Annotated in this window: 21 protein-coding genes and 1 tRNA gene; 16 read left to right on the plus strand and 6 right to left on the minus strand. The window is 56.3% G+C overall.

The features are described from left to right. Positions 1 to 18 precede the first annotated feature (18 nt). The 3 genes from coaBC (at position 19) to slmA (ending at position 2,383) form a co-directional block, all read left to right on the plus strand. Positions 19 to 1,230: a bifunctional phosphopantothenoylcysteine decarboxylase/phosphopantothenate--cysteine ligase CoaBC gene (gene coaBC, locus ACERY3_RS19365; RefSeq protein ID WP_087823747.1), complete on the plus strand. Its 1,212-nt coding sequence runs from the start codon at positions 19 to 21 to the stop codon at positions 1,228 to 1,230. After that, positions 1,208 to 1,666, plus strand: a complete 459-nt coding sequence (dut, locus tag ACERY3_RS19370; RefSeq protein WP_008502691.1) for a dUTP diphosphatase — start codon at positions 1,208 to 1,210, stop codon at positions 1,664 to 1,666. The genes coaBC and dut overlap by 23 nt, the downstream gene beginning before the upstream one ends. Before the next feature lie 120 nt (positions 1,667 to 1,786). Then, positions 1,787 to 2,383, plus strand: a complete 597-nt coding sequence (gene slmA, locus ACERY3_RS19375; protein WP_010426428.1) for a nucleoid occlusion factor SlmA — start codon at positions 1,787 to 1,789, stop codon at positions 2,381 to 2,383. Positions 2,384 to 2,423: 40 nt separating this feature from the next. Here the strand turns inward: slmA and pyrE are convergent, their stop codons facing one another. Both pyrE and rph read right to left on the minus strand, forming a co-directional pair. Further along, positions 2,424 to 3,065 (minus strand): orotate phosphoribosyltransferase, encoded by a 642-nt coding sequence (gene pyrE, locus ACERY3_RS19380; RefSeq protein WP_010426430.1) that lies wholly within the window; start codon positions 3,063 to 3,065, stop codon positions 2,424 to 2,426. A 67-nt stretch (positions 3,066 to 3,132) separates the two neighbouring features. Then, positions 3,133 to 3,849, minus strand: coding sequence for a ribonuclease PH (rph, locus tag ACERY3_RS19385; RefSeq protein WP_010426431.1), 717 nt, complete (start codon positions 3,847 to 3,849; stop codon positions 3,133 to 3,135). A gap of 125 nt (positions 3,850 to 3,974) precedes the next feature. Between rph and ACERY3_RS19390 the strand changes: the two genes are divergently transcribed. Together ACERY3_RS19390 and ACERY3_RS19395 are read left to right on the plus strand one after the other, a co-directional pair. After that, positions 3,975 to 4,838 (plus strand): YicC/YloC family endoribonuclease, encoded by an 864-nt coding sequence (locus ACERY3_RS19390; RefSeq protein WP_023309886.1) that lies wholly within the window; start codon positions 3,975 to 3,977, stop codon positions 4,836 to 4,838. Between the two features lie 205 nt (positions 4,839 to 5,043). Next, positions 5,044 to 5,661: a trimeric intracellular cation channel family protein gene (locus ACERY3_RS19395; protein WP_058841848.1), complete on the plus strand. Its 618-nt coding sequence runs from the start codon at positions 5,044 to 5,046 to the stop codon at positions 5,659 to 5,661. A gap of 2 nt (positions 5,662 to 5,663) precedes the next feature. On the opposite strand, the gene ligB is transcribed toward ACERY3_RS19395, so the two are convergent. Next, complete coding sequence (ligB, locus tag ACERY3_RS19400; RefSeq protein ID WP_058841847.1) at positions 5,664 to 7,334, minus strand: NAD-dependent DNA ligase LigB; 1,671 nt, start codon at positions 7,332 to 7,334, stop codon at positions 5,664 to 5,666. Positions 7,335 to 7,585: 251 nt separating this feature from the next. On the opposite strand from ligB, the gene gmk reads away from it, so the two are divergent. The 5 genes from gmk to recG are packed head-to-tail and all read left to right on the plus strand — an operon-like array spanning position 7,586 to position 13,452. Then, complete coding sequence (gene gmk, locus ACERY3_RS19405; protein ID WP_010426438.1) at positions 7,586 to 8,209, plus strand: guanylate kinase; 624 nt, start codon at positions 7,586 to 7,588, stop codon at positions 8,207 to 8,209. A 54-nt stretch (positions 8,210 to 8,263) separates the two neighbouring features. After that, a complete protein-coding gene (rpoZ, locus tag ACERY3_RS19410) occupies positions 8,264 to 8,539 on the plus strand; it encodes a DNA-directed RNA polymerase subunit omega (RefSeq protein ID WP_000135058.1) in 276 nt (91 codons plus the stop codon). A 19-nt stretch (positions 8,540 to 8,558) separates the two neighbouring features. Beyond that, complete coding sequence (spoT, locus tag ACERY3_RS19415) at positions 8,559 to 10,673, plus strand: bifunctional GTP diphosphokinase/guanosine-3',5'-bis pyrophosphate 3'-pyrophosphohydrolase (protein WP_023309883.1); 2,115 nt, start codon at positions 8,559 to 8,561, stop codon at positions 10,671 to 10,673. Between the two features lie 4 nt (positions 10,674 to 10,677). Next, the gene (trmH, locus tag ACERY3_RS19420; protein ID WP_205905709.1) at positions 10,678 to 11,367 is read left to right on the plus strand and encodes a tRNA (guanosine(18)-2'-O)-methyltransferase TrmH; all 690 of its coding nucleotides are present in this window, start codon (positions 10,678 to 10,680) and stop codon (positions 11,365 to 11,367) included. A 3-nt stretch (positions 11,368 to 11,370) separates the two neighbouring features. After that, a complete protein-coding gene (gene recG / locus ACERY3_RS19425; protein ID WP_319877032.1) occupies positions 11,371 to 13,452 on the plus strand; it encodes an ATP-dependent DNA helicase RecG in 2,082 nt (693 codons plus the stop codon). Positions 13,453 to 13,454: 2 nt separating this feature from the next. Here the strand turns inward: recG and gltS are convergent, their stop codons facing one another. After that, on the minus strand, positions 13,455 to 14,657 hold the full coding sequence (gene gltS / locus ACERY3_RS19430) for a sodium/glutamate symporter (protein ID WP_042714437.1): 1,203 nt from the start codon (positions 14,655 to 14,657) through the stop codon (positions 13,455 to 13,457). Positions 14,658 to 14,882: 225 nt separating this feature from the next. On the opposite strand from gltS, the gene xanP reads away from it, so the two are divergent. Next, a complete protein-coding gene (gene xanP, locus ACERY3_RS19435) occupies positions 14,883 to 16,274 on the plus strand; it encodes a xanthine/proton symporter XanP (protein ID WP_014881972.1) in 1,392 nt (463 codons plus the stop codon). Positions 16,275 to 16,393: 119 nt separating this feature from the next. Beyond that, positions 16,394 to 18,097 carry an AsmA family protein gene (locus ACERY3_RS19440; protein ID WP_319877031.1) on the plus strand — a complete coding sequence of 568 codons (1,704 nt, stop codon included), beginning with the start codon at positions 16,394 to 16,396 and terminating at the stop codon, positions 18,095 to 18,097. Positions 18,098 to 18,157: 60 nt separating this feature from the next. On the opposite strand, the gene yicI is transcribed toward ACERY3_RS19440, so the two are convergent. Together yicI and ACERY3_RS19450 are read right to left on the minus strand one after the other, a co-directional pair. Then, on the minus strand, positions 18,158 to 20,476 hold the full coding sequence (yicI, locus tag ACERY3_RS19445) for an alpha-xylosidase (protein WP_319877030.1): 2,319 nt from the start codon (positions 20,474 to 20,476) through the stop codon (positions 18,158 to 18,160). Between the two features lie 12 nt (positions 20,477 to 20,488). Continuing rightward, entirely contained in the window at positions 20,489 to 21,880 is a 1,392-nt protein-coding gene (locus ACERY3_RS19450) for a glycoside-pentoside-hexuronide family transporter (protein WP_048980239.1), read from the minus strand. Positions 21,881 to 22,168: 288 nt separating this feature from the next. Here ACERY3_RS19450 and ACERY3_RS19455 point away from each other — a divergent pair. The 4 genes from ACERY3_RS19455 (at position 22,169) to ACERY3_RS19470 (ending at position 25,473) form a co-directional block, all read left to right on the plus strand. Continuing rightward, positions 22,169 to 22,263, plus strand: a tRNA-Sec gene (locus ACERY3_RS19455). 297 nt (positions 22,264 to 22,560) lie between these two features. Further along, entirely contained in the window at positions 22,561 to 23,757 is a 1,197-nt protein-coding gene (locus ACERY3_RS19460) for a tyrosine-type recombinase/integrase (RefSeq protein WP_373226284.1), read from the plus strand. Between the two features lie 388 nt (positions 23,758 to 24,145). Continuing rightward, positions 24,146 to 25,102 (plus strand): plasmid segregation protein ParM domain-containing protein, encoded by a 957-nt coding sequence (gene parM, locus ACERY3_RS19465; protein ID WP_373226286.1) that lies wholly within the window; start codon positions 24,146 to 24,148, stop codon positions 25,100 to 25,102. Positions 25,103 to 25,107: 5 nt separating this feature from the next. Then, positions 25,108 to 25,473, plus strand: coding sequence for a plasmid partitioning/stability family protein (locus tag ACERY3_RS19470; protein ID WP_373226288.1), 366 nt, complete (start codon positions 25,108 to 25,110; stop codon positions 25,471 to 25,473). The last annotated feature ends 94 nt before the right edge of the window (positions 25,474 to 25,567 follow it).

Raw genomic sequence — 25,567 nt, forward strand, 5'->3', positions numbered from 1 at the left:
CAACAGGAAAGAATCATGATGAGCCTGGCCGGTAAAAAAATCGTTCTTGGCGTGAGCGGCGGCATTGCTGCTTATAAAGCGCCGGAGCTGGTGCGTCGTCTGCGCGAGCGCGGAGCTGACGTGCGGGTCGCGATAACCGAAGGCGGTAAAGCCTTTATCACTCCCCTGAGCCTGCAGGCCGTTTCAGGATACCCGGTATCTGACAGCCTGCTCGATCCGGCCGCCGAAGCCGCGATGGGCCATATTGAGCTGGGAAAATGGGCAGACCTGGTTATCCTCGCCCCCGCCACGGCTGATTTAATCGCTCGGGTTGCGGCCGGTATGGCAAACGATCTGGTCTCCACTATTTGTCTGGCCACGCCTGCGCCTGTTGCCGTCGTTCCTGCCATGAACCAGCAGATGTACCGTAACGCGGCCACCCAGCATAATCTTGAGACGCTGGCCTCACGCGGCCTGCTTATCTGGGGTCCGGACAGCGGCAGCCAGGCCTGCGGCGACGTTGGCCCGGGTCGCATGCTTGATCCGCTGACGATTGTTGATATGGCCGCAGCCCATTTTTCGCCTGTCAACGATCTGCAACATCTCAACATCATGATTACCGCGGGCCCCACGCGCGAGCCGCTGGATCCGGTGCGCTACATCACCAACCACAGCTCCGGCAAAATGGGCTTTGCGATTGCCGCCGCCGCCGCAAGGCGTGGCGCGAACGTCACGCTGGTGAGCGGCCCGGTATCGCTGCCTACCCCTGCGTTTGTGAAGCGAATTGACGTCACCACCGCGCTGGAGATGGAAGCCGCCGTGCAGGCACATGCGCAAAGCCAGCAGATTTTTATCGGCTGTGCGGCCGTCGCAGACTATCGTGCCGAGACTATCGCCGAGGCTAAAATTAAAAAGCAAGGCGATGAATTAACACTAAAAATGGTGAAAAACCCGGACATTGTCGCCGGTGTCGCCGCACTAAAAAGCCATCGTCCATACGTTGTTGGGTTTGCCGCAGAAACGAATAATGTGGAAGAATATGCCCGGCAAAAACGTACCCGCAAAAACCTCGATTTGATTTGCGCGAACGACGTATCGCTGGCCACACAAGGATTTAACAGCGACAGCAACGCACTGCACCTTTTCTGGCAGGATGGAGATAAAGTCTTACCGCTTGAGCGCAAGGAACTCCTGGGCCAACAATTACTGGACGAGATCGTTACCCGTTATGATGAAAAAAATCGACGTTAAGATTCTGGACCCGCGTGTTGGCGAGCAATTCCCGCTGCCAACCTATGCCACCTCCGGCTCTGCCGGTCTTGACCTGCGCGCCTGTCTCGATGACGCCGTAGAACTGGCTCCGGGTGCCACTACCCTGGTTCCAACTGGCCTGGCGATTCACATTGCTGACCCGTCTCTGGCAGCAGTGATCCTGCCGCGTTCTGGTCTGGGCCATAAGCACGGCGTTGTGCTGGGTAACCTGGTCGGCCTGATCGACTCCGACTACCAGGGTCAGCTGATGGTCTCCGTCTGGAACCGCGGTCAGGACAGCTTCACCATTGAACCTGGCGAGCGTATCGCCCAGATGGTCTTTGTACCGGTGGTGCAGGCAGAATTTAACCTGGTGGCAGACTTTGACGCCACCGACCGTGGCGAAGGCGGCTTCGGCCATTCCGGGCGCAAATAACGGCCCGAAAGACACGTATCTCACAGCGTCATAATGCAATAACAAACCGCAAACGCCCGTTTGCGGTCGCTGTGTGGATGCCAGCCTGGCAAGTGCTTATTTTCAGGGGTATTTTGTAACATGGCAGAAAAACAAACCGCGAAAAGGAATCGTCGCGAAGAAATACTTCAATCTCTGGCTCTGATGCTTGAATCCAGCGATGGCAGTCAACGCATCACCACCGCTAAACTGGCCGCCTCTGTAGGCGTGTCTGAGGCGGCGCTGTACCGTCATTTCCCGAGCAAGACCCGGATGTTCGACAGTCTGATCGAGTTTATTGAAGACAGCCTGATCACGCGCATCAACCTGATTCTGAAAGACGAAAAAGACACGACCGCGCGTCTGCGTCTGATTGTGCTGTTAATCCTGGGCTTCGGTGAACGCAATCCGGGCTTAACCCGTATCCTCACCGGCCACGCGCTGATGTTTGAACAGGACAGACTGCAGGGCCGCATTAACCAGCTTTTCGAGCGTATTGAAGCGCAGCTGCGCCAGGTACTGCGCGAAAAGAAAATGCGTGAAGGCGAAGGTTACACCATTGATGAAACGCTGCTGGCGAGCCAGATTCTGGCGTTTTGTGAAGGGATGCTCTCCCGCTTTGTGCGTAGCGAATTCAAATACCGTCCAACGGACGATTTTGACGCCCGCTGGCCATTAGTGGCTGCTCAGTTGCAGTAATCCGTAAGCCCGGTAAGCGTAGCGCCACCGGGCAATTTAATTACACCCCGAACTCTTCCCGGTATGCACGTACCGCCGCCAGATGGTCCGCCATCTCGGGCTTCTCTTCCAGATACGCAATCAGGTCTTTCAGGGTGATAATCGACGTCACTTTGCAGCTGTAATCGCGTTCGACTTCCTGAATAGCGGAAATTTCACCGCGACCACGCTCCTGACGATCCAGAGAAATCAGCACGCCAGCAAGCGTCGCACCGTTGGCCTGGATAATCTCCATTGATTCGCGGATCGCCGTACCCGCGGTAATCACGTCATCGACCAGCATGACGCGGCCCTGCAGCGCGCTGCCGACCAGATTCCCGCCTTCACCATGGGTTTTAGCTTCTTTGCGGTTAAAGCAGTACGGCACGTCGCGGTCATGGTGTTCCGCCAGCGCCACCGCGGTGGTGGTCGCAATCGGAATGCCTTTATAGGCCGGGCCAAACAGCAGGTCAAAATCAATCCCGGAATCCACCAGCGCTTCGGCATAGAAACGGCCTAACAGTGCCAGATCGCGCCCGGTATTAAACAGCCCGGCGTTGAAGAAATAGGGACTCTTACGCCCGGATTTCAGCGTAAATTCGCCAAACTTAAGTACCTGCTTGTTAAGCGCAAACTCAATAAACTGGCGCTGATACGATTTCATGGATTTGCTCCTTTGGTTTTTCTGTCTTACAGGCAAAAAAAAGGCGACTCATTGGTCGCCTTTAAAATCAATTTTCTAACGCCGCTTTCTGCGTCGTTACAATGGATTCGATTCCCCCTCGGGCCAACGCCAGCAGGGAGAGAAGCTCTTCGTGGGTGAACGGCTCGCCTTCCGCCGTGCCCTGCACCTCAATGATGCGACCGTCTTCGGTCATCACCACGTTCATGTCGGTTTCGGCTGCGGAATCTTCAACGTATTCCAGATCGCAAAGCGCTTCGCCGTTAACGATACCGACAGAAACCGCCGCAACCATGCCTTTCATTGGGTTGGTTTTCAGCTTACCGGCCGCAACCAGCTTGTTCAGGGCATCGGCCAGCGCCACGCAGGCGCCGGTAATGGACGCGGTACGCGTGCCACCGTCAGCCTGAATCACGTCGCAATCGAGAGTGATGGTGAATTCGCCAAGGATTTTCAGGTCAACGGCGGCGCGCAGCGCACGCGCGATCAGACGCTGAATCTCCATGGTACGGCCGCCCTGCTTACCCTTTGCCGCTTCACGGGCATTACGGGTATGGGTCGCACGCGGCAGCATGCCGTATTCTGCGGTGATCCACCCCTGGCCCTGACCTTTCAGGAAGCGCGGAACGCCTTCTTCGATGGAGGCGGTGCACAGCACTTTAGTGTCACCAAACTCAACCAGCACGGAGCCTTCAGCGTGTTTTGTATAGTTACGGGTCAGGGTGACGGGACGCACCTGATTGGCGCTACGGCCTGATGGACGCATGATGGATTCTCCGGCTTGAAACGAATGTGGCTGCGCATTATACGGATAAAGGACGCTTATTCCTATCCTGAGAAGCCCCCGAAAGCTATAATCCCCCCATCTCTCCTTTAAAAACGGGAATGTCTATGATCCGCAGTATGACCGCCTACGCCCGGCGTGAAATCAAGGGTAGCTGGGGTAGCGCCACATGGGAAATGCGCTCGGTAAACCAGCGTTACCTGGAAACGTATTTCCGTATGCCGGAGCAGTTCCGCAGCCTTGAGCCTGTCGTACGTGAACGTATCCGTACGCGTCTGACGCGCGGAAAAGTGGAATGTAACCTGCGCTTTGAGCCTGATGCGAGCGCACAGGGCGAGCTCATCCTCAACGAAAAACTGGCAAAACAGCTCGTGAATGCGGCGAACTGGGTCAAAATGCAGAGCGATGAAGGCGAAATCAACCCGGTTGATATTCTGCGCTGGCCTGGCGTTATGGCCGCCGGTGAGCAGGATCTGGACGCCATTGCCGCTGAAATCCTGGCAGCTCTCGACGGCACGCTGGACGACTTTATCGTTGCCCGCGAAACCGAAGGCCAGGCGCTGAAAGCGATGATTGAGCAGCGTCTTGAAGGCGTGAGCACCGAAGTAGCGAAAGTCCGCACCCATATGCCAGAAGTGCTGCAATGGCAGCGCGAGCGCCTTGTCGCCAAACTGGAAGAAGCGGAAGTTCAGCTGGAAAACACCCGCCTGGAACAAGAGCTGGTGCTGATGGCGCAGCGTATCGATGTCGCTGAAGAGCTGGACCGTCTGGAAGCGCACGTTAAAGAAACCTACAACATTCTGAAGAAAAAAGAAGCTGTGGGCCGCCGTCTGGACTTTATGATGCAGGAGTTCAACCGCGAGTCGAACACCCTGGCGTCTAAGTCGATCAATGCAGAAGTGACGAATTCAGCGATTGAGCTCAAAGTGCTGATTGAACAGATGCGCGAGCAGATCCAGAACATCGAGTAATGCTTTTCGGGTGGTGTCGAATGCACCACCCATTACTATTTTTAATCCATCTCAACGTCCATTTTGTCGTTTTACCGCCTTTCATCAAGCTTTCTCTATAGAACTTGATAAAAATTTATAGGGCAAACTGACTCGCCTTAGAAAATCTCAATCGTGATCTCGCGCACAAATCGCTAACCTCCCCCGCGTTCACACCGGAGGGTATATGCTGCTTCACATCCTTTATCTCATTGGCATCACCGCAGAAGCCATGACCGGCGCACTTGCCGCCGGACGTCGCCGTATGGACACCTTCGGCGTAATCATTATTGCTACCGCGACCGCACTGGGCGGCGGTTCCGTGCGCGATATCCTGCTTGGCCATTACCCGCTCGGCTGGGTTAAACACCCTGAGTATGTGATTATTGTTGCGACGGCCGCCGTGTTAACCACCATCGTGGCGCCCGTTATGCCCCATCTTCGCCGCCTGTTCCTGGTGCTTGATGCGCTGGGGCTGATCGTATTTTCGATCATCGGCGCGCAAATCGCGCTCGATATGGGGGAAGGACCGGTTATCGCCACCATTGCTGCCGTGGTCACGGGCGTATTCGGCGGCGTGCTGCGCGATATGTTCTGCAAACGCATCCCCCTGGTCTTTCAAAAAGAGCTGTATGCCGGCATCTCCTTTGCGGCAGCGGTGCTCTATATGGCCCTGCAGCATTACGTTTCAAACCATGATGTGGTGGTCATCTCAACGCTGCTGTTTGGCTTTACGGCCCGCATGCTGGCGCTGCGTCTGAAGCTCGGGCTGCCCGTTTTTCATTACAAACACAGCGCCCACTAGCTTCAGAACCCGTTGATGTGCTGTTCAGCGAGCCATTTCGCCAGCACATCAATCTGAGGCGCGTGAATCCAGTTTACGATTTGTCGCGCTTTCTCCTCTCCCGTTCCCGGCAGGGTCTGCCAGCCCTTTGCGTTGCGCCCGCTCATCTTCTGCCACGATATGTCTCCCATCGCCTTCAGCGAAGCCTGGGTCAATGGCACACCCATTGCCATGAGCCAGCGGATAAACGGCTTCTCGCGCACCAGATTAAATCGGTGCCAGAGCGCCAGCCCGCGTGCTGAGGAAAACCCCGGTGTAGCCTGCAGCTGCGCCTGCGTTAATAACAGCCATGAAAAGAGATGTTCAAAACGATGTGCCTGCCAGAGGGTCCGCCAGCCTGATTCGCCTAATCCTTCAATATCGAATACCTGCTTTGAACTGAGCCAGGTCAGCCGGGCAAAGAACTGCTCCATACACTCCGGCGAAGCATAGAAACAGCTAAGAGCATGATAGCGTGAGGCCGGTGGCTCTGGTTTATGTCTGTCAGTCCCGCGCCAGAGCACCTTATCAAACCGGGGGATACCCTGCCCGGCCAGGCTGATCTGTATCTGATCCCCCGGAGCAATATCCAGACTCTGCCAGCGCCCAACCGAGCCCAGACTCACCCGCTGCACCTGTTTATCATCCAGTTGCACGGGTTCCAGCGCTGCTACAACGGAAATTTTGCCCGTGCGCCCCATGGAAAAATGAATACCGCTCACCTCAGCGACCTGAGCTGCGGGAGGATATTTCCACGCGACAACCCAGTGGCCTTCTCCCGGTAACCACTCTTCGCCCGCAGGTTCATCCTCCGAACGCACCACAATGCCATCCGTGGCAAAGGGTAATGCGGTCACGTGCCAGGCCGCGCGCTGCTTCTCGACGGCATCGACAGACTCAGCGGGTAGCGTGTACCGTGCCGACAACGGAAAACCGGCCTGAGACAGTTCAGCTAAAGAGGTACTCATATCTTTCGGTCCGTCCGGCCAGGCCCAGATGAATACGCCGATCTTGCTCAATAGCGAGTTATCCTTTTGCCGCATCATCGCCCCCGCCACCTTTGCGCGAGCGTTCATTCCGCCCAACTGGCTCTGAATGTGGTTGTCACGCAACCAGAAAAGCTCGCCCTGCAAGACGCTATTCGCCAGCGCGCCGGTGAGATTTTGCGGAACAGACGGGATTAAACGTACCTTCCCGGTCCAGTCTTCCCCTTTGAGGCCATCACCGCGACTAATAGCCTGGGTTAACTTCCCGTCACGATAGACCAGCGTCACCGCCACACCATCAACTTTCGGCTGCAGCCACAGATGCTTTCGGACACGCATCCACTGTCTCAACTCCTCTTTGCTGGCCACTTTATGTACGCCCGTATGGGCAACAGGATGTTTTACGCTTCCCGCCAGTGCAGGGAGTTTCTCTTCTGAAGGCTCGCTGCCAAAACAGCGCTGCCACTGCGTTAACCGCCCGTGAAGCTGGTCGTAAACCTCGTCGTTGATCTCGCTCACGCCCTGCTTCCAGTAGGCCTCATCCCAGCGTTTGATTTGCGCGCTTAACGACGCCATCTCTTTCTCTGCTTTTGCCTGCGACCACACCGGACACACCGCCGCGCCATAGCCACACCACAACAGCATTAACCCGCTTATCCATCGCCACATCGCTACCCCTCCTTTGCATTGCAGGAGGTATACCCGGATGCCTGAAACAACGCTAACGGCAACGTTTCACAATGCGAGACGCTATCCGGTGTTTCTTTTGGTTGCTGAAAACCACAGATAAAACCTGAAAACGGCACGCAAAATTCAATAATCCAGGGGAAAAAGTGTGACAAAGGCTACGTCACACGGCGGTGACGTGTATAATAAGCCCGTATGTAGGACTTCTTCGTTAACACATACAAAAGACTCTCATGGCTCAAGGCACGCTTTATATTGTTTCTGCCCCTAGTGGCGCGGGTAAATCCAGCCTTATTCAGGCACTGTTAAAAACCCAACCGTTGTACGACACACAGGTTTCTGTTTCTCACACCACGCGAGCGCCGCGTCCGGGTGAAGTGCACGGTGAACACTATTTCTTTGTGGATCACGACGAATTCAGAGCGATGATTGGCAGAGACGCGTTTCTTGAACACGCTGAAGTATTCGGTAATTACTACGGTACCTCGCGTGAAACCATTGAGCAGGTTCTGGCCACGGGCGTGAATGTGTTCCTGGATATCGACTGGCAGGGCGCACAGCAAATTCGTAAGAAAATGCCTGATTCGCGCAGTATCTTTATTTTACCGCCATCGAAAGATGAGCTGGATCGCCGCCTGCGTGGCCGCGGTCAGGACAGCGAAGAAGTGATCGCAAAGCGTATGGAACAGGCTGTTGCAGAAATGAGCCATTACGCGGAATATGATTACCTTATTGTGAATGATGATTTTGATGCCGCACTGAGCGATCTCAAAACCATTCTTCGTGCAGAACGTCTGCGTATGAGCCGCCAGAAGCAGCGACATGACGCATTAATCACCAAACTGTTGGCAGACTGAACCCACTTTCAGTATCATGCCCAGTCATTTCTTCACCTGTGGAGCATTTTAAGTATGGCACGCGTAACTGTTCAGGACGCTGTAGAGAAAATTGGTAACCGTTTTGACCTGGTGCTGGTCGCCGCGCGTCGCGCTCGTCAGATGCAGGTAGGCGGTAAAGATCCGCTGGTACCGGAAGAAAACGATAAAACCACCGTTATTGCACTTCGCGAAATCGAAGAAGGTCTGATCAACAACCAGATCCTCGACGTGCGTGAGCGCCAGGAGCAGCAAGAGCAGGAAGCCGCAGAACTGCAGGCCGTAACCGCTATTGCTGAAGGTCGTCGTTAATTAAACCTGCGGGTCGCCCTTGTATCTGTTTGAAAGCCTGAATCAACTGATTCAAACCTACCTGCCTGAAGACCAGATTAAGCGTCTTCAGCAGGCGTATCTCGTTGCACGTGACGCTCACGAGGGCCAGACACGTTCAAGCGGTGAACCCTATATCACGCACCCGGTAGCGGTGGCCTGTATTCTGGCCGAGATGAAACTCGACTACGAAACGCTGATGGCCGCTCTGCTGCATGACGTGATCGAAGATACCCCTGCCACCTATCAGGACATGGAACAGCTGTTTGGCAAAAGCGTTGCCGAACTGGTGGAAGGGGTCTCTAAGCTTGATAAGCTGAATTTCCGCGACAAGAAAGAGGCGCAAGCCGAAAACTTCCGCAAGATGATTATGGCGATGGTGCAGGATATCCGCGTCATTCTCATCAAACTCGCTGACCGTACCCACAACATGCGCACGCTGGGCTCACTTCGCCCGGATAAACGTCGCCGCATTGCCCGCGAAACCCTCGAAATCTACAGTCCGCTGGCGCACCGTTTAGGTATTCACCACATTAAAACCGAGCTGGAAGAGTTGGGTTTTGAAGCGTTGTACCCGAACCGCTATCGCGTGATTAAAGAGGTGGTGAAAGCCGCACGCGGTAACCGTAAAGAGATGATTCAAAAAATCCTCTCGGAAATTGAAGGGCGCTTACAGGAAGCTGGAATTCCGTGCCGCGTCAGCGGTCGCGAAAAACATTTGTACTCCATTTACTGCAAAATGGTGCTCAAGGAGCAGCGTTTTCACTCGATCATGGATATCTACGCCTTCCGCGTAATTGTCCACGACTCGGACACCTGCTATCGCGTGCTGGGGCAGATGCACAGCCTCTACAAACCGCGTCCGGGCCGCATGAAAGATTACATCGCCATTCCAAAAGCGAACGGCTATCAATCTTTGCACACCTCGATGATCGGGCCACACGGCGTGCCTGTTGAGGTGCAAATTCGCACCGAAGACATGGACCAGATGGCAGAGATGGGTGTTGCCGCACACTGGGCATATAAAGAGCACGGTGGCGAAAGCAGCACGACCGCACAAATCCGTGCCCAGCGCTGGATGCAGAGCCTGCTGGAGCTTCAGCAGAGTGCGGGTAGCTCGTTTGAATTTATCGAGAGCGTTAAATCCGATCTCTTCCCGGATGAGATTTACGTTTTCACACCAGAAGGTCGCATTGTCGAACTGCCTGCTGGCGCAACGCCTGTCGACTTCGCATACGCCGTGCACACCGATATCGGGCATGCCTGCGTCGGCGCGCGCGTCGACAGACAGCCTTATCCGCTGTCTCAACCGCTCTCCAGCGGCCAGACGGTAGAAATTATTACCGCACCGGGCGCACGTCCGAACGCGGCCTGGCTGAACTTTGTCGTGAGCTCCAAAGCGCGCGCCAAAATTCGTCAGCTGCTGAAAAACCTCAAGCGCGATGATTCCGTCAGCCTGGGGCGTCGTCTGCTCAACCACGCGTTGGGTGGCAGCCGTAAGCTGGCTGAAATTCCGCAGGAGAACGTCCAGCGTGAGCTGGAGCGCATGAAGCTTGCGTCGCTTGACGACCTGCTGGCAGAGATTGGCCTCGGCAACGCCATGAGCGTGGTGGTGGCGAAGAATCTGCAGCAAGGCGACACGACAGCGGTGCCTGCAACCACGCAAAGCCACGGACACCTGCCGATTAAAGGCGCAGACGGGGTGCTGATCACCTTCGCAAAATGCTGTCGTCCAATTCCTGGCGACCCGATTATTGCGCATGTCAGCCCGGGTAAAGGGCTGGTTATCCACCACGAGTCCTGTCGTAACATTCGCGGCTACCAGAAAGAAGCCGAGAAGTTTATGGCGGTCGAGTGGGATAAAGAGACCGCGCAGGAATTTATCACCGAAATTAAGGTGGATATGTTCAACCATCAGGGTGCTCTGGCGAACCTGACGGCAGCGATCAACACGGCTTCATCCAACATTCAGAGCCTGAATACGGAAGAAAAAGATGGCCGCGTGTACAGCGCCTTTATTCGTCTGACCGCCCGTGACCGCGTGCATCTGGCGAATATTATGCGCAAGATCCGCGTCATGCCGGACGTGATTAAAGTCACCCGAAACCGAAACTAGGTTTATGAATTCACAACGTTATGCACGTATCTGCGAAATGCTCGCCAGGCGTCAGCCTGACCTGACGGTCTGCATGGAGCAGGTACATAAACCTCATAACGTCTCTGCTATCGTCCGTACCGCAGATGCCGTCGGTGTGCATGAAGTGCACGCCGTCTGGCCGGACGGCCGTATGCGCAATACGGTCTCGGCGGCGGCAGGCAGCAACAGCTGGGTGTCTGTCAAAAATCATCACACCATTGGCGAAGCCGTATCGCACCTGAAAGGGCGCGGGATGCAGATCCTCGCCACTAACCTGTCCGCTAAAGCCGTAGATTTCCGCGAGATCGACTACACCCGCCCGACCTGCATTTTGATGGGTCAGGAGAAAACCGGGATCACCCAGGAAGCGTTGGATCTGGCGGATCGTGACATCATCATTCCGATGATCGGCATGGTCCAGTCTCTCAACGTCTCCGTGGCGTCCGCGCTCATTCTGTATGAAGCGCAGCGCCAGCGTCAGAACGCCGGAATGTACGAGCGCAGCAACAGCATGCTGCCGGAAGAGGAACAGCAGCGCCTGCTGTTTGAAGGTGGTTATCCGGTGCTGGCTCGCGTTGCGAAGCAGAAAAAATTGCCTTACCCCCACGTCAACGCGCAGGGCGAAATTGAAGCCAATGCCGGGTGGTGGGCCACCATGCAGTACGCCGGGTAAGCGATGAAAGGCCGCCTGCTGGATGCCATCCCGCTTAACAGCCTGACGGGCGTGGGCGCGGCGCAAAGTAATAAGCTGGCAAAAATTGGCCTGCACACCATTCAGGATCTCCTGCTTCACCTCCCCCTGCGTTACGAAGACCGCACCCAGCTCTACAAGATTGGCGATCTTCTTCCCGCCATTTACGCCACCGTTGAAGGCGAAGTCCTGAACTGCAACATCACCTTCGGCGGACGCCGGATGATGACCTGCCAGATCAGCGACGGTACCGGCATTCTCACCATGCGTTTTTTCAACTTCAGCGCGGCGATGAAAAACAGCCTGGCGACGGGCCGCAGGGTGCTGGCCTATGGCGAAGCCAAACGCGGGAAATACGGCGCAGAGATGATCCACCCGGAGTACCGCGTGCAGGGCGATCTCAGCACGCCGGAAATGCAGGAGACGCTCACTCCGGTTTACCCGACGACCGAAGGCATCAAGCAGGCGACGCTGCGCAAGCTCACCGATCAGGCGCTGGAGCTGCTGGATACCTGCGCCATTACCGAGCTGCTGCCGCCAGAGCTGGCGCAGGGCATGATGAGCCTACCCGAGGCGCTGCGAACCCTGCATCGACCGCCGCCAACGCTGCAGCTCAGCGATTTAGAAAGCGGCAAACATCCCGCACAACAGCGTCTTATCCTTGAGGAATTACTGGCCCATAACCTGAGCATGCTGGCGCTTCGCGCGGGCGCGCAGCGTTTCCACGCTCAGCCGTTAAGCCAGAATGATGCGCTCAAAGATAAGCTGCTGACCTCGCTGCCGTTTAAACCCACCGGCGCGCAGGCGCGCGTCACCGCCGAGATTGAACGCGATATGGCGCTCGACGTGCCGATGATGCGTCTGGTGCAGGGCGACGTGGGCTCCGGTAAAACGCTGGTTGCCGCCCTGGCGGCCCTGCGCGCGATTGCTAACGGTAAACAGGTGGCGCTAATGGCGCCGACCGAGCTGCTGGCTGAACAGCACGCCAACAATTTCCGCGCCTGGTTTGCGCCACTCGGGATTGAAGTGGGCTGGCTTGCCGGGAAGCAAAAAGGCAAAGCGCGCCTTGCGCAACAGGAGGCTATTGCCAGCGGGCAGGTGCAGATGATTGTTGGCACGCACGCCATCTTCCAGGAGCAGGTGCAGTTTAACGGTCTTGCGCTGGTGATTATCGACGAGCAGCACCGCTTCGGCGTGCATCAGCGTCTGGCATTATGGGAGAAAGGCCTGCAGCAGGGCTTCCACCCGCATCAGCTGATCATGACCGCTACGCCGATCCCGCGTACCCTGGCGATGACCGCCTACGCCGATCTGGATACCTCCACCATCGACGAACTGCCGCCGGGCCGTACGCCGGTCACCACGGTCGCCATTCCCGACACGCGCCGCAGCGACATCATCGACCGCGTGCGCAACGCCTGCACACACGAAGGGCGTCAGGCCTACTGGGTCTGTACGCTGATTGAAGAGTCTGAACTGCTGGAAGCGCAGGCTGCCGAAGCAACGTGGGAAGAGCTTAAGCTGGCGCTGCCCGAGCTGAACGTGGGTCTGGTTCACGGACGCATGAAGCCCGCCGAAAAACAGGCGGTGATGCAGTCGTTCAAACAGGGTGATTTGCATCTGCTGATCGCCACCACGGTGATCGAAGTCGGCGTGGACGTCCCGAATTCCAGCCTGATGATCATCGAAAACCCGGAGCGTCTCGGCCTTGCCCAGCTCCACCAGCTGCGCGGGCGCGTCGGCCGCGGCGCGGTGGCGTCCCACTGCGTACTGCTCTACAAAGCCCCGCTTTCCAAAACCGCCCAGATGCGTCTGCAGGTGCTGCGCGACAGCAACGACGGTTTTGTTATTGCGCAAAAAGACCTGGAGATCCGCGGCCCGGGCGAACTGCTGGGCACGCGTCAGACGGGTAATGCGGAATTCAAAGTAGCGGATTTGCTGCGCGATCAGGCCATGATCCCCGAGGTTCAGCGGCTCGCCCGCCATATTCATGAACGCTACCCCGAACAGGCGGCAGCGTTAATTGAGCGCTGGATGCCGGAAACCGAGCGGTATTCCAACGCCTGATCTTAGGCAAACATCGGCAGCATCAGGTACAGCTTGATCACCAGCGCGTTGACGATATCAATAAAGAACGCCCCAACCATCGGGACCACCAGAAACGCCATGTGCGATGGTCCGAACCGTTCGGTGATCGCCTGCATGTTGGCTATAGCCGTTGGGGTAGCCCCCAGACCAAACCCGCAGTGACCCGCCGCCAGCACCGCCGCATCGTAGTTTTTGCCCATCATGCGCCAGGTCACGAACATGGCGTACAGCGCCATAAACAGCGCCTGTACCGCCAGTATCGCCACCATCGGCAGCGCCAGCGAGGCCAGCTCCCACAGCTTAAGGCTCATCAGCGCCATCGCCAGGAACAGCGACAGGCAGACGTTGCCGAGCACCGATACCGCCCGTTCAAACACGCGGTAGAAGCCCATCAGCGCCAGACCGTTGCTCAGGATCACCCCGATAAACAGCACGCAAACAAACGTCGGCAGTTCAAACGCGGAACCCGCCAACCATTGCGCAACCACTTTGCCTACGGTCAGGCAGATGGCAATCATCGCGATGGTTTCAATCAGCACCAGCGAGGTGATGCTGCGCCCGACGTCCGGCTTTTCGAACGCGGTCGGCACCAGCTCATCGTCAGGTCTGCCGTTCGGCGTGGTGGAGTGCTTAACCAGATACCGCGCCACCGGACCGCCAATCAGGCCACCCAGCACCAGGCCAAAGGTCGCACAGGCCATCGCCACTTCCGTCGCGTTTTCAAACCCATAGCGCTCGATGAACAGCTTGCTCCACGCGGCCCCGGTTCCGTGACCGCCCGAAAGTGTAATCGACCCCGCCAGCAGACCCATCAGCGGATCCAGCCCCAGCAGCGTTGCCATGCCGATGCCAATGGCGTTTTGCATCAGCAGCAGCCCCACCACCACAATCAGGAATACGCCGAGCACCTTACCGCCCGAGCGCAGGCTCGCCAGGTTGGCGTTCAGGCCGATAGTGGCAAAGAAGGCCAGCATCAGCGGATCTTTCAGGGACATATCAAAATCGATTTCCCAGCCCATGCTTTTTTTCAGTATCAGCAGGGCCAGCGCCACCAGCAGGCCACCGGCAACAGGTTCAGGAATGGTGTATTTCTTCAGAAGGGAAACGCTATGTACCAGCTTGCGACCAAGCAGAAGAACCAGCGTTGCGGCAACAAGGGTCGACAACGTATCGAGATGAATCATAAAAGGCTCCTGTTATGCGCGTGTTCCATACACACGCGGCGTTATCCTGGGCCGGTTTGCGCTCTTCATGAGCCCCCGGCGCAAAAAGTGTAATTTTTTTTCCCCACGCGTTGTAGGAAACCTGCTCACAGCGGCAGATTTTCTTCCCTTTTTTTGCTGGCAATCGTTTGCTTTTACCAGGTGGTCAGATAAAATGCCCGCTTTTCCACCGTGGGATTGCCGCCGATGTCCGTTAACACCATAGAGTCGCCTGATGCGCAACCGATTGCGCAGAAGCAAAATAGCGAACTGATTTACCGCCTTGAGGATCGCCCGCCGCTGCCGCAAACGCTTTTCGCCGCCTGCCAGCATCTCCTGGCGATGTTTGTTGCGGTGATCACCCCGGCGCTGCTGATTTGCCAGGCGCTCGGCTTACCGGCGCAGGACACGCAGCACATTATCAGCATGTCTCTCTTCGCCTCCGGCGTGGCCTCGATTATTCAAATTAAAGCGTGGGGTCCGGTGGGGTCGGGATTATTATCGATTCAGGGCACCAGCTTTAACTTCGTGGCACCGCTGATCATGGGCGGTACGGCGCTGAAAACCGGCGGTGCGGATGTCCCAACCATGATGGCGGCGCTGTTCGGCACCCTGATGCTGGCCAGCTGTACGGAGATGGTCATCTCCCGCGTTCTGCATCTGGCTCGCCGCGTCATCACCCCGCTGGTTTCCGGCGTGGTGGTGATGATTATCGGGCTGTCGCTGATTCAGGTGGGCCTCACCTCCATCGGCGGCGGCTATGCCGCAATGAGCGACCACACCTTCGGCGCGCCGAAAAACCTGCTGCTGGCGGGGGTCGTGCTGGCGATCATTATTCTGCTTAACCGTCAGCGAAATCCTTACCTGCGCGTCGCCTCGCTGGTGATCGCCATGGCGGCGGGCTACCTGCTGGCGTGGGCGCTGGGCATGCTGCCGGAGAACACCGCGCCGACCAACAGCGCGCTGATCACTGTCCCCACGCCGCTGTACTACGGTCTGGGCATTGACTGGGGCCTGCTCCTGCCGCTGATGCTGGTCTTTATGATCACCTCTCTGGAAACCATCGGCGATATCACCGCTACCTCCGACGTCTCCGAGCAGCCGGTGTCCGGACCGCTGTACATGAAGCGTCTGAAAGGCGGCGTGCTGGCTAACGGCCTGAACTCGTTTGTCTCTGCGGTATTCAACACCTTCCCGAACTCCTGCTTCGGCCAGAACAACGGCGTCATCCAGCTGACCGGCGTTGCCAGCCGCTACGTCGGTTTTGTGGTGGCGCTGATGCTGATCGTTCTCGGCCTGTTCCCGGCGGTAAGCGGCTTTGTGCAGCACATTCCTGAGCCGGTGCTGGGCGGCGCAACGCTGGTGATGTTCGGGACCATCGCGGCCTCCGGCGTGCGTATCGTCTCCCGCGAGCCTCTGAACCGCCGCGCGATCATGATTATCGCCCTGTCGCTGGCCGTCGGTCTGGGTGTTTCCCAGCAGCCGCTGATCCTGCAGTTTGCGCCTGACTGGGTGAAAAACCTGCTCTCTTCCGGCATTGCCGCGGGCGGTATCACCGCTATCGTTCTGAACCTCGTTTTCCCGCCTGAAAAGAACTGATCCTCTTCACGGCAGGCAGCCAATGCCTGCCGTGACATCTAATTACACCATTCCCGCCTTGAGGATTGCGCATAAATCGTGCATAACTCCCTTATGTGCGTTTTGCGGGATGGAAGACCATGAAATTTATTGGAAAGCTCCTCATCTATCTTCTGGTAGCCCTGCTCATTGTGCTGCTGGCGTTCTACATTCTGCTCCAGACCCGCTGGGGCGCGTCTCAGGTCAGCAGCTGGGTGACGGTGAATACCGACTACGAACTCAGTTTCGACAAGATGAATCACCGCTTTTCGTCGCCTTCCCACATCATTCTGGAAAACGTCACCTTCGGTCGGGACGGTAAACCCGCCACGCTGGTAGCCAAAAAAGTCGATATCGGCCTGAGCAGCCGCCAGATAACCGATCCGCTGCATATGGACACCATCACCCTGTTCGACGGCACGCTGAATCTCTCGCCCCAGACGGCACCGCTGCCTTTCCAGGCGGATCGCCTGCAGCTGAACAACATGGCCTTTAACAGCCCGAATACTGAATGGGACTTGAGCGCGCAGAAGGTCACGGGCGGCGTCAGCCCGTGGCAGCCGGAAGCGGGCAACGTGCTGGGGAACAACGCGCAGATCCAGATGAGCGCGGGCTCGCTGACCCTGAACGGCGTACCGGCGACCAACGTGCTGATCGAGGGCCAGCTCAACGGCAAGGAAGTGGTGCTGAAAACGATTGGTGCCGACATGGCCCGTGGCTCGCTTACCGGCTCCGCCCTGCGCAACGCCGACGGGAGCTGGATTATCGACACGATGCGCCTGAATGAGATCCGCCTGCAGAGCGATAAAACGCTGATGGCGTTCTTCGCGCCGCTGGCCTCCATCCCTTCTCTGCAGATTGGTCGTCTGGACGTAACCGACGCCCGGCTTCAGGGCCCGGACTGGGCGGTGACCGATCTCGATTTAAGCCTGCGCAACCTGACTCTCAGCAAAGGCGACTGGCAGAGCCAGGAAGGCCGCCTGTCCATGAACGCCAGCGAGTTTATCTACGGCTCGCTGCATCTTTTCGACCCGATCCTGAATGCGGAGTTTTCCCCGCAGGGCATGGCGCTGCGTCAGTTCACCTCTCGCTGGGAAGGCGGCATGGTGCGCACGTCCGGTAACTGGCTGCGCGACGGTAAAGCGCTGGTGCTGGACGATGTTGCCATCGCCGGGCTGGAGTACACCCTGCCGCAAAACTGGAAAACGCTGTGGATGGAGCCTCTGCCGGAATGGCTTAACAGCGTCACGCTGCAAAAATTCGGCCTGAGCCGCAACCTGGTGATCGACATCGATCCCGCCTTCCCGTGGCAGATCACCTCTCTGGACGGCTACGGCGCAAACCTGCAGCTGGTGAAAGATCGCCAGTGGGGTATCTGGGGCGGCAGCGCAACCCTGAACGGCGCGGCGGCGACCTTTAACCGCGTGGACGTGCGTCGTCCGTCGCTGGCGCTGAATGCGAACGCCGCCACGGTGAACATTACCGACCTGAGCGCCTTTACCGAGAAAGGCATTCTGGAAGCCACGGCGACGGTTTCTCAGCTGCCACAGCGGCAGACTACGGTGAGCCTGAACGGTCGCGGCGTGCCGCTCAGCGTGCTGCAGCAGTGGGGCTGGCCTGCGCTGCCGATTACGGGCGACGGCAATATCCAGCTCACCGCCAGCGGCAGCGTGCAGGCCAGCGCACCGTTGAAGCCAACGGTGAACGGCAAGCTGAACGCGGTAAATATGGATAAACAGCAGGTGCAGCAGACGATGACGGGCGGTGTGGTATCGACCGCACCCTCACCCCAGCCCTCTCCCTGAAAGGGAGAGGGAGCAAACCCTTCCCTCGCCCCTTTGGGGAGAGGGTTAGGGTGAGGGGAATTAAAGGTGAACCACCACCTCATTCCCCTCCGCTTTCACCACCACACCCCATTCGCTGCCCGCGTGTGAACCACCTTTTACGCCACTCACCTTCTGTACGTTGCGCAAGCACACCGACCAGTTTTTCGCGTCTCCCGCGCCGGTAAAGGTCACGATGTCGCCCCGACGTGACGCCTTCAGCGTAAACGCCACGGCCCCGTCCGCCGCAGGCACTTCGCTCACCGCCGTTGCGCCGTCGTCCAGGTTAAACAGCTGGAAGGCCGTCCCCGCGTTCCACGCGTAGTCCGGCTTCTGGTTATTGTTGCCCAGCGCCAGTAGGGTGTTGTCGCGCACGTAGACCGGCAGGCTCATGAAATCGTGCTGCTGCTTATGCCAGCGGCTGCCCTGAATTTCGTCGTTGTGCCACAGGTGCGTCCAGCGGCCTTCCGGCAGATAGAACTGCACGTCGCCCACCTCGGAGAAAACCGGCGCGACCATCACCGCATCCCCCAGCATGTACTGGCGGTCGAGGTAATCGCACGCCGGATCGTCCGGGAACTCCAGCATCATCGCCCGCAGCATCGGCGTGCCGAACTCGCGCGCCATCGCCGCCTGGCGATACAGATACGGCATCAGCTGACACTTCAGCTGGGTGAAGTGGCGCACCACGTCGCAGGACTCGTCATCGTACGCCCACGGCACGCGGTAGGATTTGCTGCCGTGCAGGCGGCTGTGGCTGGAGAACAGCCCGAACGCGCACCAGCGTTTATAGACGTGCGCCGGAGCGGTGTTTTCGAACCCGCCGATATCGTGGCTCCAGAACCCGAAGCCGGACAGGCCAATCGACAGCCCGCCGCGCAGGCTTTCGGCCATCGATTCATAGTTGGCGTAGCAGTCGCCGCCCCAGTGCACCGGGAACTGCTGTGCACCCACGGACGCGGAGCGGGCAAACAGCACCGCCTCTTCCTCCCCCACCGTCTCTTTCAGCACGTTCCACACCAGCTCGTTATAGATGTAGGCGTAGTGGTTGTGCATCTTCTGCGGATCGGACCCGTCGAACCACTGCACGTCGGTCGGGATACGCTCGCCGAAATCGGTCTTGAAGCAGTCGACGCCAATATCCACCAGGCCTTTCAGCCTGTCGGCATACCACCGGCACGCGTCCGGGTTGGTGAAGTCATAAATCGCCAGCCCCGGCTGCCATTTGTCCCACTGCCACAGGGAGCCGTCCGGGCGCTTGAGCAGGTAGCCCTTCTCTTTCAGCTCCCGGAAGATCGGGGATTTCTGGCCGATGTACGGGTTGATCCACACGCAGACCTTCAGGCCTTTCTCCTTCAGACGGCGGATCATGCCTTCCGGATCCGGGAAGGTCACCGGGTCCCACTCGAAGTCGCACCACTGGAAGGCCTTCATCCAGAAGCAGTCGAAGTGGAACACGTGCAGCGGCAGGTCGCGCTCGGCCATGCCGTCGATAAAGCTGTTTACCGTCGCTTCGTCGTAGTTAGTGGTGAACGAGGTGGTGAGCCACAGGCCGAACGACCAGGCAGGCGGCAGCGCCGGACGCCCGGTGAACTGCGTATAGCGGTTCAGCACCTCTTTCGGCGTCGGGCCGTCGATCACGAAGTATTCGAGATATTCCCCTTCCACGCTGAACTGCACTTTGGAGACCTTCTCGGAACCGACTTCAAACGAGACATTTTCCGGATGATTCACCAGCACGCCGTAGCCGCGGTTGGTCAGGTAGAACGGGATATTTTTGTAGGACTGCTCGGTGCTGGTGCCGCCGTCGCGGTTCCAGGTTTCGACCGTCTGGCCGTTGCGCACCAGGGCGGTAAAGCGCTCGCCCAGACCGTAGACCGTTTCCCCCACGCCCAGATCCAGACGTTCAAACACGTAATTGTGGTCGGTATTGCTGTCCTGCACGTAGCCGTTATTTTTCAGCTGGCTGCCGGTAATGCGCTGGCCGTTGCGAAGGAAATCCAGCGCCCAGAACTCGCCTTTGGTGACGCGCACGCTGACGCTGCCGCTTTTCAGCTCGGCAAAGTCGGCGTTGTTTTCAATCTCTACCTTCACGTCTTTAAGAACGTTCAGCGGATAGTGCGGGCCGTTATTCAGCACGCCCTGAAAATGCTCAATGCGCACCCCGACAATCCCTTCCTGCGGGGCAAACAGGCGCACCGTGAACATCAACGTGTCGAGCTGCCAGGTGCGTTCGCGCACGTCGCGCGGCGCCACATACACCACCAGGTCGTTGCCCTGCTGCTCCACGTCGAACACCTGAACCGGATACGTCACGTTCAGGCCCGGTTGAATAAGCCAGTTTCCATCACTGATTTTCATGCTCTCGTCCTCTTAGTTCTGTAATTCTTTGCTGACCGGCAGGTTTTCAAATTCCTGCTGATTGCGGCGCGCGCCCTGCGCCAGCTCGCCCATAATTTTGGTCAGGAAAGGTGTTTTCAGCGTGTAGTAGCGTTTGGCGATAATGGCGCTCAGCACGTAACAGGCCGCCGGGGCCAGGGTAAACAGGCCGATAATGATGCTGATGGTCGCGCTGTTCTGGGTTTTGGCTGCCGCGTCGTAGCCGCCGCCTGCCAGCATCCAGCCGATCATCGCCCCGCCCAGCGCCAGGCCGAGCTTCAGCACGAACAGCGTGCCCGCAAAGCTGATGCCGGTCAGGCGCTTGCCGTTGGTCCATTCGCCGTAGTCGACGGTATCGGACATCATCACCCACTGGATCGGCGTCACCAGCTGGTGCAGCACGCCGATGACGAAGATAAAGGCGAACATCAGCACGGTGGCGTGCATCGGCACGAAGAACATCGCCACGCTGACCACCGCCAGCGCGGCGTTGGTCCACCAGAAGATGCTGACCTTGCACTTCCAGTCGGTGAGCGGTTTCGCCAGCGCGGAGCCAATCAGGTTGCCGACGCAGTAGGTAGTGAGGAACGCGACGAACACCTCCGGCGAGCCCATGATCCAGGTGCAGTAGTACATCATCGCGCCGCCGCGCACGCAGACGGCGAGGATGTTGAGGATGGTGAGCACGCCGACGATGCGCCACTGGTCGTTGTGCCAGATGTCGCGCAGGTCTTCCCGCATGGAGGTGGTGCTCGGCGGCACCTGGATGCGCTCTTTGGTGGTGAAGAAGCAGAACGCCAGCATCAGGAACGCGACCACCGACAGCACGGCGATGCCGCCCTGGAAGCCGAACGCCTTATCGTCGCCGCCAATCAGGTTCACCAGCGGCATCATCAGCACCGTGGAGAGCATGCCGCCCGCCGTTGCCAGCACAAAGCGCCAGGACTGAAGGGAGATACGCTGCGTCGGGTCGTTGGTGATCACGCCGCCCAGCGCGCAGTAGGGGATATTGACCACGGTATAGAGCAGGGTCAGCAGGGTGTAGGTAACTGCGGCGTAAACCATTTTGCCGTTGAGGCTGAGGTCCGGCGTGGTGTAGGCCAGCACGCAGACGATGCCGAACGGGATGGCACCGAACAAAATCCACGGACGGAACTTGCCCCAGCGGCTGCGGGTGCGGTCGGCAATCAGCCCCATGCACGGGTCGGAGATCGCATCCAGCGCGCGCGCCAGCAGGAACATGGTGCCGACAAACCCGGCGGGAATGCCGAAAATATCGGTGTAGAAAAACATCATGTACAACATGACGTTATCAAAAATGATGTGGCTGGCGGCGTCTCCCATGCCGTAGCCAATCTTCTCTTTTACTGACAATACTTCGCTCATCTTTTTTTATCCTTCACGCTGTAGGGGGCGCTGAGACCGGTTACAGAGTTTTAAACCATTGTTTCAGGAGCGGGTATTGCGTTTTCTGGTTAGCAGATTACGTTTCTTGTTTTTTGTGATCGCGGTAAATGTTGGGAACCCGAGGGGCTAACATGAGGATTTTCTTAGGAATTAACTGAAACAGGGGGGTACAGGTCAAAAGAGAGGTGAAAAAAGTGTGTCTGGGTATGTGGTAAATGCCTGAAAGTAGCTATAATGCGCCCCGCCTCCATGTAGCAATCGAGGCGCGGAAGATCGTCATCTCCGGTGAGGTGGCTGGACTTCAAATCCAGTTGGGGACGCCAGCGTTCCCGGGCAGGTTCGACTCCTGTGATCTTCCGCCAATTAGCCTCTACTGAACTCTCTCAAAGTCAATAAATCCCCTCCAAGGCCTTATAAATCACGGCTTATCCGTATCTCGAAGTCAACCGACTTCAACCCCCATCAAGTTGTTTTTGGGGGTACCTTAGGGGGTGTTATTTTCTCTTAAAATATCAGCACCCCCACAATGTCAAAAATGTGATATATAACAATAGCTTTAAATAAAATCTTTGTTATACAAGGGATACATTGGGGGTATCTGGTTAGTTCTAGCAGAAATCCCCTCAGGAGCATGGATTAATTAAAAGCCGGAGGATGTCATGGCGCTAACCGATGTTAAAGTGAAAACCGCGAAGCCCAAAGAAAGGCCCTATAAGCTGGCTGATGGCGGTGGTATGTATCTGCTGATTAACGCTAATGGTTCAAAATACTGGCGAATGAAGTACCGCTTCGCCGGTAAAGAAAAGATGCTTTCTATTGGCGTATACCCCGATGTTTCACTGGCCGGCGCGCGTGAAAAACGCAGCGAAGCCAGAAAAATTCTCGCCGCAGGAATAGATCCGGGAGAAGCAAAGAAAGAGGAAAAAATCGCTCAGAAAATGAGCCTGAAAAACACTTTCGAAGCTGTCGCCCGTGAGTGGCACCAGTCAAAAGCCGATCGATGGTCATTACGCTATCGTGATGAAATTATTGATACTTTTGAGAAAGATATTTTCCCCTATATTGGCAAGCGTCCTATTGCCGAAATCAAACCAATGGAGTTGTTGGAAGCACTACGAAAAATGGAGAAACGCGGAGCGCTGGAGAAAATGCGAAAAGTTCGCCAACGTTGCGGTGAGGTCTTCCGTTATGCGATAGTCACTGGTAGAGCTGAATATAATCCCGCCCCCGATCTTGCCAGCGCTTTAGCTACTCCCAAAAAGGCTCATTTCCCCTTCCTTACCTCCAGTGAACTTCCGTATTTCCTCAAAGACTTAGCTGGTTATACTGGCAGTATCATAACCAAAACGGCAACGCAGATTATTATGTTAACAGGAGTACGCACACAGGAACTACGTTTTGCCCGATGGGAAGATATCGACTTTGAAAAGAAATTATGGGAGATCCCTGCTGAAGTGATGAAGATGAAGCGGCCTCATATTGTCCCCTTATCAGAGCAGGTTATTGTGTTATTTAAACTACTTGAACCAATCTCAAAGCATCATCCTCTCGTCTTTATCGGCAGAAACGATCCACGCAAACCTATCAGTAAAGAAAGTGTGAACCAAGTCATTGAATTACTAGGATACAAAGGTCGACTCACAGGGCATGGCTTTCGCCACATGATGAGTACCATTTTACATGAGCAGGGTTTTAACTCGGCTTGGGTTGAAACTCAACTTGCACATGTCGATAAAAACTCGATTCGTGGAACTTATAACCATGCGCAGTATTTGGATGGTCGGCGTGAAATGATGCAATGGTATGCTGACCACATCAATAGTCTGAGCAGTGGAATGGAAAGCAAAGTGGCATAAAACAGGATGCTCAGCCTTCAAGGTTGGGCGTTTTTCTTTCATAGCCGTTACTTCAATTCTCCACTACTGTTTTCATTTTAAATAAACTATTATTTTATTTAATAAGATACAGCAGTCTCAATATCGGGCACTGCAGTAAATTCTCTACGACGATCCCCTAAATCTTGTATGGCAATTCGCATTTCACTCTCCCCATACAGGAAACTCACCCGATGAAAAGATTTCTCATATTTGTCTTACTGATAATGCTGCCTTTTCTCATTGAGCGCTTTATGAAGCTGATTCATCTCATGGTGCTCTCAGTTCTGGCTCAATAAACGCCCTTCACGTGTCCGGCAACGCCGGATGACTCAATCTCAACTCATATTTGACTCAACTTAGGTGCAATATGCGCATTTACATCGACGACGGTTCGACTCACATCAAAATGCTGTGGGAGCAGCACGGCAAAACGTTCACTCATATAAGCACTAACAGCTTCAAACGAGGCTGGTCAGCCACGTTTGGCAACGGTAAGCCGTTTAACTACATTGCAGGCAAAGAGAAATACTCCTTTGACCTGATTTCCCCCGATACCCTCACCACCAGCAATATTGAATGGCAGTACAGCCCGCTCAACGCGGTGGCAGTGCATCATGCTCTGTTGACCAGCGGACTTGCACCACAGTGTGTGGATATCGTGGTCACGCTGCCGCTGGCGGAGTTTTACGACGAAGACGCCCAGTACCGGCTTGATAACATTGAGCGCAAGAAACAGAGTCTGCTACAACCTGTGGACCTAAATAACGGTCGCCTGTTTACCATCACCCGCGTTACCGTGCGCCCGGAGTCCATTCCTGCAGGGATTGCGCTGTGCGATCAACTCTCGTCCTCCAACTCGGTTTTGATAGTTGACCTTGGCGGAACCACACTGGATATCTCGCAGGTAGCGGGCCAGATGTCTTCAGTATCGCGTATCTACGGCGATCCGGCGTTAGGCGTTTCGCTGGTGACTGATGAAGTTCAGCAGGCATTACGTAAAGCCGGTATGTCGCTATCCCGTTACAACGTAGACAGGTTGATTATCAAACGGCTCGACGATACCTATCTGGCGAACAATATCAACGATCCGCATGCCGTCGATCCCATAAAACAGGCAATCCACAGCGGTATTACGCGTTACCGGGCGCGGGTGCTGGAAGCGATTAATCTATTCAAAGGGTATACCCATGTTGCGATTGTTGGCGGTGGAGCCTGTCTGCTGGCTGATGACATTCGTACTCATGTTCACCTGCGCGACGATCGTTTCTTCGTGGCACAGGAGCCGCAGTTTGCGCTGGTTCACGGATTGAAAGCCATTGGGTGATGGAGATGGAAATGAACCGTAGAAAAGTACTGATTTATCTGCGCCCTGGAACACATGCCAGCGAGCGCTTTGCGGATGCGAGGATAGAAGCGCATCACCGGGGCGATCGTGGTGAAATATTGCGAACGGCATTACTGGCAGGCATTGCGCTGGGTGAAATCGACAGCCGTTTGCCGTCTGTACTGGCGGCGCTGTTAGCCGATAACACCTCCCCGGAAACTCTGCATACCATGTTGGTATCGTTTCTGAACATTCAGTCAGAATCATACCAGGCCACAGAAGTACCTTCTACAGAACCACAACAGTCATCGGCAGAGCAGAGCACAGGTAGCATTTCCGCAAAAAATCTGGCTGGAGCTTTGCCTGATTAATTTGAGTTGAAATGTTATATAGTTAATTCATGGGTGGTAAAACAAACGTCATCAATCTGAACGCCCAACCTTTGTGGCTGGGCGTTTCTGCTCT

The organism is Enterobacter cloacae complex sp. ESBL7 (genome assembly GCF_041679625.1).
GTDB classification, from domain to species: domain Bacteria; phylum Pseudomonadota; class Gammaproteobacteria; order Enterobacterales; family Enterobacteriaceae; genus Enterobacter; species Enterobacter asburiae_B.

Coding starts and splice junctions, on each gene's coding strand:
- ACERY3_RS19390 (WP_023309886.1), top strand. CDS start 3,975: ATGATCCGCAGTATGACCGCCTACGCCCGGCGTGAAATCAAGGGTAGC.
- gltS (WP_042714437.1), bottom strand. CDS start 14,657: ATGATTCATCTCGATACGTTGTCGACCCTTGTTGCCGCAACGCTGGTT.
- gmk (WP_010426438.1), top strand. CDS start 7,586: ATGGCTCAAGGCACGCTTTATATTGTTTCTGCCCCTAGTGGCGCGGGT.
- recG (WP_319877032.1), top strand. CDS start 11,371: ATGAAAGGCCGCCTGCTGGATGCCATCCCGCTTAACAGCCTGACGGGC.
- ACERY3_RS19450 (WP_048980239.1), bottom strand. CDS start 21,880: ATGAGCGAAGTATTGTCAGTAAAAGAGAAGATTGGCTACGGCATGGGA.
- parM (WP_373226286.1), top strand. CDS start 24,146: ATGCGCATTTACATCGACGACGGTTCGACTCACATCAAAATGCTGTGG.
- rpoZ (WP_000135058.1), top strand. CDS start 8,264: ATGGCACGCGTAACTGTTCAGGACGCTGTAGAGAAAATTGGTAACCGT.
- dut (WP_008502691.1), top strand. CDS start 1,208: ATGATGAAAAAAATCGACGTTAAGATTCTGGACCCGCGTGTTGGCGAG.
- trmH (WP_205905709.1), top strand. CDS start 10,678: ATGAATTCACAACGTTATGCACGTATCTGCGAAATGCTCGCCAGGCGT.
- ACERY3_RS19470 (WP_373226288.1), top strand. CDS start 25,108: ATGGAAATGAACCGTAGAAAAGTACTGATTTATCTGCGCCCTGGAACA.
- ACERY3_RS19395 (WP_058841848.1), top strand. CDS start 5,044: ATGCTGCTTCACATCCTTTATCTCATTGGCATCACCGCAGAAGCCATG.
- ligB (WP_058841847.1), bottom strand. CDS start 7,334: ATGTGGCGATGGATAAGCGGGTTAATGCTGTTGTGGTGTGGCTATGGC.
- rph (WP_010426431.1), bottom strand. CDS start 3,849: ATGCGTCCATCAGGCCGTAGCGCCAATCAGGTGCGTCCCGTCACCCTG.
- pyrE (WP_010426430.1), bottom strand. CDS start 3,065: ATGAAATCGTATCAGCGCCAGTTTATTGAGTTTGCGCTTAACAAGCAG.
- ACERY3_RS19460 (WP_373226284.1), top strand. CDS start 22,561: ATGGCGCTAACCGATGTTAAAGTGAAAACCGCGAAGCCCAAAGAAAGG.
- xanP (WP_014881972.1), top strand. CDS start 14,883: ATGTCCGTTAACACCATAGAGTCGCCTGATGCGCAACCGATTGCGCAG.
- slmA (WP_010426428.1), top strand. CDS start 1,787: ATGGCAGAAAAACAAACCGCGAAAAGGAATCGTCGCGAAGAAATACTT.
- ACERY3_RS19440 (WP_319877031.1), top strand. CDS start 16,394: ATGAAATTTATTGGAAAGCTCCTCATCTATCTTCTGGTAGCCCTGCTC.
- yicI (WP_319877030.1), bottom strand. CDS start 20,476: ATGAAAATCAGTGATGGAAACTGGCTTATTCAACCGGGCCTGAACGTG.
- coaBC (WP_087823747.1), top strand. CDS start 19: ATGAGCCTGGCCGGTAAAAAAATCGTTCTTGGCGTGAGCGGCGGCATT.